Source organism: Streptosporangium sp. NPDC051022, from assembly GCF_040683035.1.
GTDB lineage: Bacteria > Actinomycetota > Actinomycetes > Streptosporangiales > Streptosporangiaceae > Streptosporangium.
In genome coordinates this window covers 324,824-337,750 of the sequence record NZ_JBFBCF010000005.1, presented here as the reverse complement: position 1 = coordinate 337,750, position 12,927 = coordinate 324,824, and the positions used below count along the sequence as shown (strand labels likewise).

Sequence of the window (12,927 nt, the reverse complement as noted above, 5' to 3'; positions counted from 1 at the left end):
CCTCGGCGGTTCAGAGGGACGCCGAGGCGCCTGTCAGCGACTTTGAGGTCGCCCGGACATCCGTGGGTTCTGGGGCATCCGCGGCTCTCGCGGGGACCGTGGACGCCGAAGAAGGGCGTCCGGCCGGGAGCCGGGGGCGCCTGGCCAGGGTGCTCGCCGTACCCGGCAGGCTCGCCGTCGCACCCGGCAGGAGGCTGGGACGGCGTGCGAGGGCGCGTCGCCGGCGGGCCGCGGAGATCGCCGCCGCCGGTGAGCTGCAGGCCGTCGAGACCGGTGCCGCGCAGGCGGTGCCCGAGACGCACGGCGGCATGTTCCGCTCCCTGCGCAACTACAACTACCGGCTCTTCGCCGCGGGTGGAGTGGTCTCCAACGTCGGCGGATGGATGCAGCGCACCGCGCAGGACTGGCTGGTGCTGGAACTGACGCACGGCAGCGCCGCCGCGCTGGGCGTGACCACCGCGCTGCAGTTCCTGCCGCAGCTGCTGTTCGGGCTCTGGGGCGGCATGCTCGCCGACCGTTACCCGAAGCGGCCGCTGCTCATCGTCGCTCAGTCGATCATGGGCCTGCTGGCGCTCACCCTGGGCGTGCTGACCCTCACCGGTCACGCGCAGGTCTGGCATGTCTACCTGATGGCCTTCGCGCTCGGTCTCGTCCTGTGCGTCGAGGTGCCGACCAGGCAGTCGTTCGTGGTCGAGATGGTCGGCCGCCAGGACCTGTCCAACGCCATCGCGCTGAACGCCTCCAGCTTCAACCTGGCCCGCGTGGTCGGCCCGGCCCTCGCCGGTGTGCTGATCTACGCGCTCGGCGGTACCGGCCCGATCTTCGTGATCAACGCGCTGTCGTTCCTCGCCGTGCTCGGCGGCCTGGCGCTGATGCGCGCCTCGGAGCTGACCACCCCCGACCCGGTGCCCCGGGCCAAGGGGCAGCTGCGCGAGGGGCTGCGCTACGTGCTGGTCCGGCCCGACCTGCTGATGCCCATACTGCTGGTCGCCTTCGTCTCGCTGTGCGCCCAGTCCTTCTCGATGTCCATCGCGCTGATGGCCCGAGGGACCTTCGGCGCGGGCGCGTCCTCCTTCGGCCTGGCCTCCAGCATGTTCGCGGTGGGCGCGCTGGGCGGCGCGCTCATGGCGGCCCGGCGCGTACGGCCCAGCCGTAGGCTGCTGATCGGCGGCGCGGTGTCGTTCGGTCTGTTCCAGATCCTGACGGGTCTGGCCCCCTGGTACCCGGTCTACCTGTTCCTGCTGATTCCCGCCGGTGTCGCGTTGATCTCGGTCAACACGGCCGCCAACACCAGCGTGCAGCTCGCCGCCTCCCCGGAGATGCGCGGCCGCGTGATGGGCATCTACGTGCTGGTGTTCACCGGCGGTGCCCCGATCGGCGCGCCGCTGCTCGGCTGGGTCTCCGAGATGGGCGGCCCGCGCACCGGAGTGGTGGTCGGCGGGGTGCTCACCCTGCTCGGCGTCGGTGCGGCGATAATGCTGACCAAGGCGATCGGCAGGAGGTCGCATGCGGCTGTTCGTGGGAGTGCTGCCGCCGTGGCGAGCGTGTGACGAACTGGCCCGCGCGCTGCGCCCCCACCTGGGGGCGTGGCCCGGGCTCCGCTGGGTCGACCGGGCGAACTGGCATGTGACGTTGTCGTTCCTGGGCGAGGTGCCCGAGGAGATCATGTCCGAGCTGGAGACGAGGCTCGCCCGCGCCGCGTCCCGCCACGCCTCGATGACGCTGTCGCTGGCCGGGGCGGGCGCGTTCCCCTCGCCCCACCGGGCCCGGGTCTTCTGGACCGGCCTGTACGGCGCCCGCCTCCCCCTCGCCCGCCTGGCCGACTCCCTGGGAGCCGGAGCCCGGCGGGCGGGAGTCGCGCAGCTCGACCGGCGGCGGTTCCGGCCCCATCTGACCCTGGCCAGAGCCCGCGCGGAGACCGACATGAGCGACCTGGTCGAGGCCTTCGAGGCGTTCGCCGGGACCTCCTGGGAGACGGACACCGTGCACCTGGTGAGAAGCCATCTCGGGCCCGTGGTCCGGTACGAGACGATCGCGGAGTACGCCCTGGCGGCACCGGCACCCGATGGGCGGAGCTAAGCTCCAAGGCGTGGATCGTCCCCGTCGCTGGCTCCTGCCCACGGTTCTCGTACTGCTCGTGCTCCTCGTGGTGATCGGCGCCCTCATCACCTGAGGGCCTCACACCCGGCCGATCAGGCCCGGTGCCCGAGCCCGCCGCCATACCCGCCCCTTCGCGCCAACCCTCGGAGCCGACCGCGTCGGCCGGCTCACGGCGGGGTGGGGGGAACGTCAGTCTCGTACGGCGTGCCGAGCCGTGCGGAGAACTCGGCGTGAGTCCGGTCGCGGGCCCTTGACCTTCCATCGACTGGAGTTCGTAACCTCTCCACGTCGCACTGAATGTCGCACTGAATGTCGCACTGACGGTGAGCGAAGACGGCGCCGGCTGGAGAAGGACCAGCGATGCGATCGGTGCCGACGTCTGTTCGTCGACCGCACCGTTGCCAGGACACGCAAGAGGCGCGGATCGCGTCACAGAACCCGGGAGCGGCAAGGAGAGCGGCGGGACTCTCCGGCCCGGAGAGACGTCCAGGGCCGAAGAGCAAGCCGGGGAGAAACAGGTGCGCGGTGGGCCGGGTTACCAGGCGTATTCCTCCGGGGCGGTCTTGTAGGCCGGGAAGATCTCGTCGAGCCGGGCGAGGGCCTTGTCGTCCAGCTTGATCTCCAGGGCCTTGGTGGCGCCGTCGAGCTGGCCGAGCGTACGCGGGCCGATGATAGGCGCGGTGACGGCCCTCTGGTGGAGCAGCCAGGCCAGGCCGACGTTGGCCGGGTCCTCGCCGAGCTCGTCGCAGAACGCCTCGTACCGCTCGACCTTGTCGCGGTGCTTGTCCAACTGGTTGGTGATCACCTCCGACGCGGAGCGCCCCTTGTCGATCTTCCGGAGGATGCCGCCGAGCAGGCCGCCCGCCAGCGGGCTCCACGGGATCACGCCGAGCCCGTAGTCCTCGCACGCCGGGATGACTTCGAGCTCGGGGAGCCGGACGAGCAGGTTGTAGTGCGACTGCTCGGAGACCAGGCCGAGGGTGTTGCGGCGGGCGGCGGCCTCCTGGGCCTTGGCGATGTGCCAGCCCGCGAAGTTGGACGACCCGACATACAGGATCTTGCCCTGCTGCTTGAGGACGTCCATCGCCTCCCAGAACTCCTCGAACGGCGTGTTCCGGTCGATGTGGTGCGCCTGGTAGATGTCGATGTAGTCGGTCTGCAGCCGCCTCAGCGACGCTTCGGCGGCGCGGCGGATGTTCAGCGCGGACAACAGGTTCTCGTTGGGCCAGTGGCCCATCGAACCGTAGAGCTTGGTGGCGATGACGGTCTTCTCACGGCGCCCGCCCCCCTGGGCGAACCACCGTCCGATGATCTGCTCGGTGAGGCCCTCGCCGTGCTTCCAGCCGTAGGTGTTGGCCGTGTCGAAGAAGTTGACGCCCAGCTCGTGGGCGTGGTCCATGATCGCGAAGGCGTCCTCCTCCGTGGTCGAGGGACCGAAGTTCATGGTGCCCAGGCAGAGGCGGCTGACCTTCAGGCCGGTACGGCCAAGCTGCGTGTAGTCCATGTGATCCACCCTAAGCACCTGGAGTGCACTCCAGGCGAGCCCTCGTTCCCACCGGGAGCGACGTCCGATGATCGTGGTGGCTCCCGCAGGTACGCCGCCCCGCAGGGCATGATGGCTGGATGGCGAGTAGACCGGGGTATGTCGTGATTCGCGTGCTCGTGGTGGCCGCGCTGGCCGGGGTGGCGCTGTCACCGGGGCAGGGGGCCTGGGCGGACGGGGACCAGGACGACGGGGAGAAGCCCCTGTTCACCTTCAAGGACAGCCGGATCACCGAGTCGAGCGGTCTGGGCGTCTCACCGACGCACAAGGACATCTACTACACCCACAACGACAGCTCCGACGGGCCGTTCTTCTTCGCGGTCGGCGCCGACGGGCGGACCCGGGCGAAGTTCACCCTGCGGGGGGCGTCGGCCCGTGACTGGGAGGCGATGGCCGCGACCAAGGACCCGAAGACGGGGCAGGGGGTGCTCTGGTTCGCCGACATCGGCGACAACTTCGACGGAGCCTGGCCCGACGTCTCGATCTACCGGGTGCCCGAACCCACCACGCTGCGCGACGCCGTCGTTCCCGCGACGCGCTACCGGTTCCGCTACGAGGACGGCGGACGCAACGCCGAGGGGATCATGGTCAACCCCCGCACCGGACGGCTCTACGTCGTGAGCAAGGAGTTCTCCGGCTCGGTGTACGCCGCCCCGAAGCAGTTGCGCACCGACAGGACCAACGTGCTCCGCAAGGTCGGCCCCGCGCCCCTCATGGCGACCGACGCCGCCTACGCCCCGGACGGATCGAGTTTCGTGATCCGCACCTACTTCTCCGCCACGGTCTACCGCGCGCCGGGGGAGCAGATCGCCCGGGTGTCGATGCCGCAGCTGGAACAGGCCGAGTCCATCGCCTACACGCTTGACGGCAAGGCGCTGCTGACCGGCACCGAGGGCAAGAACAGTCCCGTCTACCGGGTGCCGCTGCCGGACGACGTGCTGCGGGAGACGGCTCCGTCCTCCGCTCCCACGCCGACGGGCGGTACCGGCAAGGGGGCGGCCCGGGACGGCGACCAGGGAGGCGGGACCACGCTGGTCTCGGACGCCAGGGAGGACGCCGGGACCGGGGGCGGGGTGCCCGGTTCGGCGGTGGCCCTCTGGCTGGCGGCCGCCGTCGGCGCCACGGGCATCATCACCTTCATCGCCCGCCGCACCCGGTAGGCAGCCGCTGCCCCAGGTCGGTGGTCGTTCGTCCCCGGTGGGTGCCCGTCGCCTTCCGGTCGGCGTCCGCCGAGTCCGATCGGCCGTCGTCCTGCTCGGTCTGTCGTTTCACCTGGTGGGCGGCTGCCGCTTCAGGTCGGCCATTGCCATGTTCGGTCGGCTCCGCCCTACTTGGTCGGTCGCCGTTCGTTTCGTGCGATCCGCGTCGGCCGGCGGGGCGTCCGTTCCTGCCCGGCTCGCCGTACTCCGGTGGGGCGCCGCTTTCCGCCGGTGCTGTGACCGAGAACGTTCACCGGGTTGAGCACTGCTCATCAGCGCCGATCCGCTCCGCTTCACCGCCCACCGTACCGGCGCTCGGACGGGTACGAACCCGGTGGAGACGGTTAGGCGGGCTCGGGCGTGGGCGTGGGCTCGGTGAAGGTGGCTTGGGCGGGCGCGGACCCGGTGAGGACAACCTGGACGGGCAGGGGCAGGGGCAGGGGCAGGGGGAAGGCAGGTGGTCGCCGCGTGAGGTTCATTGTTCTGGGCGGACCGTTGGGGTTCGTGGTGTGTGCCCGATAACGGGTACTCAGCTGAGATTGAGTATCTCGTCGCAAGCGAACGTCAACCGGTACCCGGCATCCTTCGTCTCATGCATGATCAGAGTCCGGTGCCCGGACCGCGTGATCCCCGGCCGGGGGTGGAGTGCCCGGAGTGCGGCGCGCCCGTCGCGGGGATGCCCGACCGCTGCCCACGCTGCGAGCTTCCGCTCCGGGGACCGGTGGCGGCCGCGCTGTGGCGGCTCGACGGGGAACTGGCCGGACTGCGGATCAGGGAGGCTGATCTGCTGGTCCGCCGCGGTCACATGCTCCGACGGCTCCGCGCCGAGGGCGTTCCCGGAGACCGGGCGGGCTGGGGCGCCGGGGGAGCCCACGGGGATCGGGAGAGCGGAACCGGTCAGGCGGCCGGTGCGGGGCAGCGGGTTGCGGGGGTACGGCCCGCGATGGCCGGAGCGGGTCCGGCGGTGGCCGGACAGGGGATCGCCAGGCCGGGGATCGCCGGGCCGGGGGGCGCCGGGCCGGGGGGTGCGGGACCGGGGGGCGCGGGGCTCCCGCCGTCCCCGCCGCGCAGGGACTTCTCTCCCAAGGCCGTGCAGAACCTGCTGCTGACGCTCGGCGGTCTGCTGCTGGTCGTGGCGGCCGTGGTGTTCACGGTGGTCAGCTGGGGACACATCGGCATCGGCGGGCGGGCGGCGATCCTCGCCGGGGTCACCGCGCTCGCCTTCGCCACGCCGAAGTTCCTGGTGAGGCGGGGACTCGGCGCCACCGCCGAGACGATCGCGATGCTCGGCGTCGCCCTGCTCTTCCTGGACGGTTACGCGGCCCGGAGGGTCGGCCTGGCCGGTGCCGACGGCGTCGAGGGGTTCCACTACGCCGCTCTGCTGTTCGGCCTGTCCGCGCTCCTCGTGGCGGGATACTCGCGGACGCTGCCGCTGAGGCTGCCGCTGCCGGTGGCGATCGTGCTCGCGCAGTTCCCGCTCCCGCTGCTCGCGGTGGACGAGGCGATCTCCTGGACGACCGCCGCCTTCACGGTGACGGCCGCCGCCGACGTCGCCTTCCTGGCCTTCGTCACCCGCGCCGGAGGACTGGGCACGGCCATCCGGAATCCGGCCGACGGGGCGGAGGTCTCGGAAGAGGCGACCGACGGGGCGGCGACTCCGGGTACTCCGGGTACTCCCGGAGATCCGGGGGCCGGGGAGGATCCGAGGGAGGCGCCCAAGGGGGCCGGGGTTCCGGTTCCGGGGGGCGGCCGTGTCGCGGGGCGTGTGCCCTGGGACGTGATGATCGCCGGGGTCTGTTTCGGTGTGACGTGGATGATGGGCGTGCTCACCGGGTTCTTGGACTCCCTGGGGAGGTCGATGGACGGTCCGCACGTCGAGGACCTGGCGGGCGGCCTGGTCAAGGGAGCCCTGCTCGTCGCGCTGGCGGCGATCGGACTGGTCGTCGCCCCGCGCATCGAGGAGAGCAGGCTCAGGATCCTCACGGCGGGATCGATGTTCGCGCTGGCCACCGGCCTGGCGAAGCCGTTCTCACCGCTGGTGTCGTCCGGCTGGTGGGGGGTGCCGTACACCGTGGGCGCGCTGGCGGCCGTGGCGGTCGCGCTGTACCTGCCGGGCCTGAACGACCCGCGGGTCCGCTCGGCCGGTGCCGTCTCCGCCGCGTCCCTGGCCGGGCTGACCGCGGTCCCGTTCCTGCCGTCGGTGGTCACCACGCTGCTGGTGCCGTTCGCCCGGCTGGACGGTGTGTGGACGGGGGTTCCCAACGTCGCCGAGGAGTGGCGGACGGTCCCGGCCGCCTCGGCCCCGGTCGTGCTGGGACTGCTCGCGCTCGCCTCGGCGGTGGCAGCCCGGCGAGGGCGGCCGGCCAAGGGCCTCCGTACCCCGCTGACGGGTCCCCGTGCCCTGACGATGGGGCCCCTCGCCCTGGCCGTGGGCACGACCGCGGTGGCCGTCGCCCCGGACGCCTTCGCCTGGGGGTACCAGGTGGAGCTCGCGGTCCTGCTGGTCCTGGCCCTCGTGCTCGTCGCCTTGCTGGTTCCGGCCAGGACACCCCGGTGGGAGGCGCCCCTGACGTTCGCGGCCGTGGCGGTGTCCGCGGTCGCGGTGGTCACCGCGCTCGCCACGCGGAGCGGGACATACGTCGCGCTCGGCGTGTTGCTCGCCGTGTGGGGAGTGGCGACGTTCGCCGCCCGGGTGCCGAGGGCGGGCGCCGCGGCTCTGGTCATGGCGGTGTCGTCGGGAGCCGGCCTGGTCTGGGCGGTGACCGTGGGGACGCGGTGGCAGCCGGTGGGCGACGGGCTGTCGCTGGCGTCGGCGCTCGGCGCGCTGTCGGCCACGCTCCTCGCACTCGGGTACCGCCGTCGCGTCACCGCCGAGGGGGAGGTCGCGGGAGACACCCCCGTGGGCGATGCCTCCAAGGAGGACGTCGCTGCTGGAACCGCCGCGGTGGATGCCGTGGACGGTGCCACGGGCGATGCCGGGGGCGATTCCGAGGGAAGCAGCGGGGGAGACGCCGTAGAGGACGGCTCGGAACCGGGGCGTACGGGGGGAGCCGGTGGGGCCGCCGACCCCCGGTGGACCGCCGGGCTGGTGGCGGGCGCGGTGCTCGCCGCGTTCGCGCTGCCGCCGATGGCCGTGCCCCTCGCCCGGATCCTCGGTTTCTACCGCCCGCTCGTCCACCCCTGGACGGCACAGGGTGCTTCCACGGAGCGTTTCCCGATCCTCGTCGTGGTCGTGGTCCTGCTCGCGCTCGCGGCGGTGACGGGCTGCCGGCAGGTCGCCGGGCGCAAGGGGGCGCTCAGGGCCGGGCTGGTGGCGTGGCCGGTGGCGCTGGCAGCCCTGCCGGTCTCGGTCCGCCTGCCGTACGGGCTTGAGGTGGGCCTGTTCGTCGCGGGTGTCGGCCCGGCGGCGTGGACGGCCGCGCGGAGCCGTACGAACTGGAGGTTCGGTGCGGCGGCCGGGCTGGCGACGGCCTCGCTGGCGCTCTCCTGGGCGCTCGCCGCCGAGCCCGCGACGCTGGCCGCGCTGCCCGCGGTGGCGGTGATCGCGGCGGCGACCGCGTTCCGCGGGCGGGAGCGGGCGGTGCGGGTCGGTGGCGCCGGGCTGGCGGCGTTGCTCGCAGGCGGGGAGGCGCTGGCCGTGGGACTGGCCCTGGAGTGGCCGGTACGGTACGCGGCCTTCGGCGTGCTCGCCGTCGCCTGTGCGGCGGCTGCCGTGGCGGGCGGATTCAGGCGCTCGTCGTTCGCGATCGGTGTGGAGACGGCAGGGTACGTCCTCGCCGCCGTGGGCCTGGCGCTCACCGCCGGCAGCCTGTCGATGGCCGCCGTGGGCTGCGCGGTGGCCGGTGTGCTGATGGCCGGTACCGCCCTGCGCCCCGACCGCCGACGGGCGGGATATGTCGCGACCGGCCTGCTGCTGATGGCCTCGTGGCTGAGGCTGCTCGCCTCGGACATCACCGTGGTCGAGGCGTACACGGTGCCGTTCTCGCTGGTCCTGCTGGCGTTCGGCTGGTGGCGGGCGCGCCGCGCGGCGATGTCCTCCTGGGCCGCCTACGGCTCCGGGCTCGCCTCCAGCCTGCTGCCCAGCATGATCGCGATGCTCACCGGCGAGGGCTGGCTCCGGCCGCTGCTGCTCGGCGGCGTGTGCCTGGCCGTACTGCTGGCCGGGGCGCGTTTCCGGCTCCAGGCCCCGGCACTGCTCGGCGGCCTCGTCCTGGCCGCCGTCGCCCTGCACGAGCTGGCGCCGTGGATCACGAGGGTCGTGATGGAGGTCCCGCGCTGGGTACCGATGGCGTTCGGTGGCCTGCTGCTCGTCGTGGTCGGCGCGACCTACGAGGCGCGGCTGCGTGACGTTCGCCGTCTACGGGCGGCCGTTGGACGGATGCGTTAGCGCCTCCGTGGCGCCTCTGTGGCGCCTCCGTGGCGCCTCTGTGCCCGTGGGGGTGGCCGGATCACGCCATTGTGGCCGGGAGGCGCGGGCATACGGTTACGATCCCCAACAGGGTGGTACAAGCCTCTTCTCCTCTGAGGAGGGGTACCGCTAGCTTGCGAGCATGCGTGTGCGATCGATGTGGCGGCGATCGGGGAGGTAGCGAAGTGAACGTCGGCGTCGTCGGTGCGGGGATCCTGGGCCTGGCCGTCGCAAGGGAGGTGGCGCGTACCTCCGGGGCCACGGTGACCGTCCTCGACAAGGAAGACCACGTAGGCGCCCACCAGACCGGGCACAACAGCGGTGTCGTCCACGCGGGGATCTACTACCAGCCGGGGTCGCTCAAGGCCACGCTCTGCCGGGAGGGCGCGGCCCTGATCAGGCAGTACTGCGCCGAGCACGCCATCCCCTACGACGAGGTCGGCAAGCTCGTCGTCGCCTCGAACGCGGCCGAGCGCCCCGGGCTGCGCAGGATCGCCGAACGGGCCCGCGCCAACGGGGTTCCCGGCATCGTCGAGCTGGACGCGCTGGGGCTGCGCGAGATCGAGCCGCACACCGTCGGGGTGGCCGCGGTGCACTCCCCGCACACCGCCATCGCCGACTTCCCCGCCGTCGCCCGCCGCCTGGCCCAGGACGTGACGGAGATGGGCGGCTCGGTACTGCTGTCGCACCAGGTCCGCGCGCTGCGGGAGACCGCGAGCGGGGTGGAGGTGCTGGCGGGGCAGAGCAGGCTCACCTTCGACCGGCTGATCGTCTGCGCCGGGCTCGGCACGGACACTGTGGCCCGGATGGTGGGAGCCGCCGGAGACGTGCGGATCGTCCCCTTCCGCGGTGAGTACTACGCGCTGGCCGGAGCGTCGAAGGACCTGGTCCGCGGGCTGATCTACCCGGTGCCCGATCCCCGCTACCCCTTCCTCGGCGTGCACCTGACCCGCAGGATCGACGGCGAGGTGCTGGTCGGCCCGAACGCGGTCATGGCCCTGGCGTTCGAGGGCTACTCCTGGGGCGACGTCAGCCTCGCCGACCTGCGGAGGATCCTGACCTGGAAGGGCACCCGGCGGATGGCCGCCCAGCACTGGCGGACCGGGGTGCGGGAGGTGCTCGGCTCGATGTCCAAGGGGGCGTTCCTGGCGGCCGCGCGCCGCTACGTGCCCGAGCTCACCAGAGCCGACCTGGTCAGGACGACGGGCGGAGTGCGCGCCCAGGCGGTCGCGGGCGACGGGAGCCTGCTGGACGACTTCGCGATCGACGTGCAGGGCAGGGTGGTCCTGGTCAGGAACGCCCCCTCACCGGCGGCGACGTCGAGCCTGGCGATAGCCAGACACATTGTGGGATTAACCTCAGTGTTGACCAGTTAACTGCTTTTTCATGTGGGCAAGTGAAGATAAATCTGTGACAGACTCTCCCGAAGCCCGCCTCCTGATCGTTGAGGACGAGCCCAACATCCTCGAACTGCTGGCGGCCAGCCTGCGGTTCGCCGGGTTCGGGGTGAACACGGCGGGCAACGGGACGGACGCCGTCGCCGCGGTTCAGCGCTACCGCCCCGATCTGATCGTGCTCGACGTGATGCTCCCCGACATGGACGGCTTCGACGTCGTGCGGCGGCTGAGAGGCGGCGGCACCGACACGCCCGTCGTCTTCCTCACCGCGCGTGACGCCGTCGAGGACAAGATCCGGGGGCTGACGGTCGGCGGGGACGACTACGTGACCAAGCCGTTCAGCCTTGAGGAGGTCGTCGCGCGGATCCGGGCGGTGCTGCGCCGTACCGGGGCGGGGGACCTGTTCGCCAGGCCGCCCCGGCTCACCTTCGCCGACATCGAGCTCGACGAGGAGAGCCACGAGGTGTGGCGCGGGGGCAAGCCCGTACCGCTGTCGCCGACGGAGTTCAAACTCCTGCGCTACTTCATGGCGAACGCCGGGCGGGTGCTGTCCAAGGCCCAGATCCTCGACCACGTGTGGGACTACGACTTCCGCGGTGACGTCGGGATCGTGGAGTCCTACGTCTCGGTGCTCCGCCGGAAGATCGACAACTCCGATCCCCGGCTGATCCACACCCTTCGAGGAGTCGGCTACGTGCTGCGGCTCCCTCCCGGCCAGTGATGCCCGGAGGCACTCCGCTCAGGGTCAAGCTGATCGCGGTCGTTCTGATCCTGCTGACCATCGCACTGGCCCTCATCGGCGTCGGCAGCGTCTCGATCATGCGCAGCTATCTGATCGACCGGCTCGACAGCCAGAGCGACCTGACCGCCGACGGCGTGATGCGCCGCCTGCACCGGGGCACCGTCGCGCTGGTCGGCAGGCCGGTGCCCGCCGACACCAGGGTCGAGGTCCGCGATCCGCAGGGCGGGATCACCCTCCTGCTCACCGGCACCGACGTCGAGAACAAGGCAGGGCCGCGCGATCTCCCCGCGCCCCCGCGCCAGGAGTCCGAGCCGTTCGAGAGCGGGGAGTGGCGGGTTCACCAGATCCTCCTGGAAGACGGCGGAAGCCTCGTGCTGGCCGTGGACATGGCGGAGGTCAGGCAGATCATCGGTCAGCTCGCGCTGGTCGAGCTGCTCGGCGGCGGCGGGCTCATGCTGGTGCTCGCCGGGGTCGGAGTGGTGATCATCAGGCAGAGCATGCGCCCGCTGGAGGAGATCGAGCGCACCGCCCAGGCCATCGCCGCCGGAGACCTGGGCCGTCGCGTCCCCGACGCCGATCCGGGCACCGAGGTGGGCCGTCTCGGCCAGTCGCTGAACGGCATGCTCGCCCAGATCGAGGCCGCCTTCCAGGCCAGGTCGGACTCCGAGGCCTCGGCCCGCCGTTCCGAGGAGCGCATGCGCCGGTTCGTCGCCGACGCCTCCCACGAGCTCCGGACGCCGCTGACCTCGATCCGGGGCTTCGCCGAGTTCTACCGCCAGGCGCCCGACGTCGATCCCGCGCCGCTGATGCGCCGGGTCGAGTCCGAGGCCGTCCGGATGGGCCTGCTGGTCGACGACCTGCTGATGCTCGCCCGGATGGACCAGCAGCGGCCGATGGCCATGCGCCCGGTCGACCTGCTCGCCATCGCCGCCGACGCCGTCCACGACGCCCGCATCCTCGCCCCCGCCCGGGAGGTGACGCTCTCGGTCGACGGCGCCGCCCTTATTGTCTACGGCGACGAGGTACGGCTCCGCCAGGTCGTCGGCAACCTGATGACCAACGCGCTCACCCACACCCCCGACGGCACGCCCGTGCGGGTGACGCTCGCGGGCCAGGACGGCATGGCCGTCGTCGAGGTGGCGGACGAGGGCCCCGGCCTCAGCGCCGAGCAGTGCGAGCGCGTCTTCGAGCGGTTCTACCGCGTCGACTCCTCACGGGGCCGCCGCACCCCCGAGGACGGCGGCAGCGGCCTCGGCCTGGCCATCGTCGCCGCCATGGTCGAGGCCCACGGCGGCGCCGTCGCCGTGGACTCCGACCTGGGCAAGGGCTCGACGTTCCGCGTCACCCTCCCCCTGGCCCCTGAGTCCGCCGACCTCTGGCCCCCGAGTCCGCCGCCCCCTGGCCCCTGAGTCCGCCGGCCTCTGACCCCCGAGTCCGCCGGCCTCTGACCACCGCCCACGTGTCCCCGGCCGCCCCCTCCGGCGCCGGTACGGCGAATCGTGGTGTGGACATGACCGGCGCGGATGCGCGGCGGGCAC

Annotated in this window: 8 protein-coding genes; 7 read left to right on the top strand and 1 reads right to left on the bottom strand. The window is 72.3% G+C overall.

The genetic code is table 11. The features are described 5' to 3' along the window. Window positions 1-98 precede the first annotated feature (98 nt). Together AB0N02_RS12680 and thpR are read left to right on the top strand one after the other, a co-directional pair. Complete coding sequence (locus tag AB0N02_RS12680) at window positions 99-1,550, top strand: MFS transporter (protein ID WP_363945342.1); 1,452 nt, start codon at window positions 99-101, stop codon at window positions 1,548-1,550. Then, the gene (gene thpR / locus AB0N02_RS12675; RefSeq protein WP_363945340.1) at window positions 1,507-2,079 is read left to right on the top strand and encodes an RNA 2',3'-cyclic phosphodiesterase; all 573 of its coding nucleotides are present in this window, start codon (window positions 1,507-1,509) and stop codon (window positions 2,077-2,079) included. Before AB0N02_RS12680 ends, thpR begins: the two co-directional genes overlap by 44 nt. 556 nt (window positions 2,080-2,635) lie before the next feature. Here the strand turns inward: thpR and AB0N02_RS12670 are convergent. Next, the gene (locus AB0N02_RS12670; RefSeq protein ID WP_363945338.1) at window positions 2,636-3,604 is read right to left on the bottom strand and encodes an aldo/keto reductase; all 969 of its coding nucleotides are present in this window, start codon (window positions 3,602-3,604) and stop codon (window positions 2,636-2,638) included. A gap of 119 nt (window positions 3,605-3,723) precedes the next feature. On the opposite strand from AB0N02_RS12670, the gene AB0N02_RS12665 reads away from it, so the two are divergent. From AB0N02_RS12665 to AB0N02_RS12645, 5 genes are all read left to right on the top strand, one after another. Beyond that, complete coding sequence (locus AB0N02_RS12665; protein WP_363945336.1) at window positions 3,724-4,803, top strand: hypothetical protein; 1,080 nt, start codon at window positions 3,724-3,726, stop codon at window positions 4,801-4,803. A 631-nt stretch (window positions 4,804-5,434) separates the two neighbouring features. Continuing rightward, window positions 5,435-9,229, top strand: a complete 3,795-nt coding sequence (locus tag AB0N02_RS12660; RefSeq protein WP_363945334.1) for a hypothetical protein — start codon at window positions 5,435-5,437, stop codon at window positions 9,227-9,229. A 206-nt stretch (window positions 9,230-9,435) separates the two neighbouring features. Continuing rightward, complete coding sequence (lhgO, locus tag AB0N02_RS12655; RefSeq protein WP_363945333.1) at window positions 9,436-10,626, top strand: L-2-hydroxyglutarate oxidase; 1,191 nt, start codon at window positions 9,436-9,438, stop codon at window positions 10,624-10,626. Between the two features lie 10 nt (window positions 10,627-10,636). Continuing rightward, a complete protein-coding gene (locus AB0N02_RS12650; RefSeq protein WP_363945331.1) occupies window positions 10,637-11,368 on the top strand; it encodes a response regulator transcription factor in 732 nt (243 codons plus the stop codon). Then, the gene (locus tag AB0N02_RS12645; RefSeq protein ID WP_363945329.1) at window positions 11,368-12,798 is read left to right on the top strand and encodes an ATP-binding protein; all 1,431 of its coding nucleotides are present in this window, start codon (window positions 11,368-11,370) and stop codon (window positions 12,796-12,798) included. The genes AB0N02_RS12650 and AB0N02_RS12645 overlap by 1 nt, the downstream gene beginning before the upstream one ends. Window positions 12,799-12,927: the final 129 nt, after the last annotated feature.

What these genes read in the sequence shown, in the direction of transcription:
- thpR (WP_363945340.1), top strand. Translation starts at nt 1,507, where the DNA reads ATGCGGCTGTTCGTGGGAGTGCTGCCGCCGTGGCGAGCGTGTGACGAA.
- AB0N02_RS12670 (WP_363945338.1), bottom strand. Translation starts at nt 3,604, where the DNA reads ATGGACTACACGCAGCTTGGCCGTACCGGCCTGAAGGTCAGCCGCCTC.
- AB0N02_RS12665 (WP_363945336.1), top strand. Translation starts at nt 3,724, where the DNA reads ATGGCGAGTAGACCGGGGTATGTCGTGATTCGCGTGCTCGTGGTGGCC.
- AB0N02_RS12660 (WP_363945334.1), top strand. Translation starts at nt 5,435, where the DNA reads ATGCATGATCAGAGTCCGGTGCCCGGACCGCGTGATCCCCGGCCGGGG.
- AB0N02_RS12650 (WP_363945331.1), top strand. Translation starts at nt 10,637, where the DNA reads ATGTGGGCAAGTGAAGATAAATCTGTGACAGACTCTCCCGAAGCCCGC.
- AB0N02_RS12645 (WP_363945329.1), top strand. Translation starts at nt 11,368, where the DNA reads ATGCCCGGAGGCACTCCGCTCAGGGTCAAGCTGATCGCGGTCGTTCTG.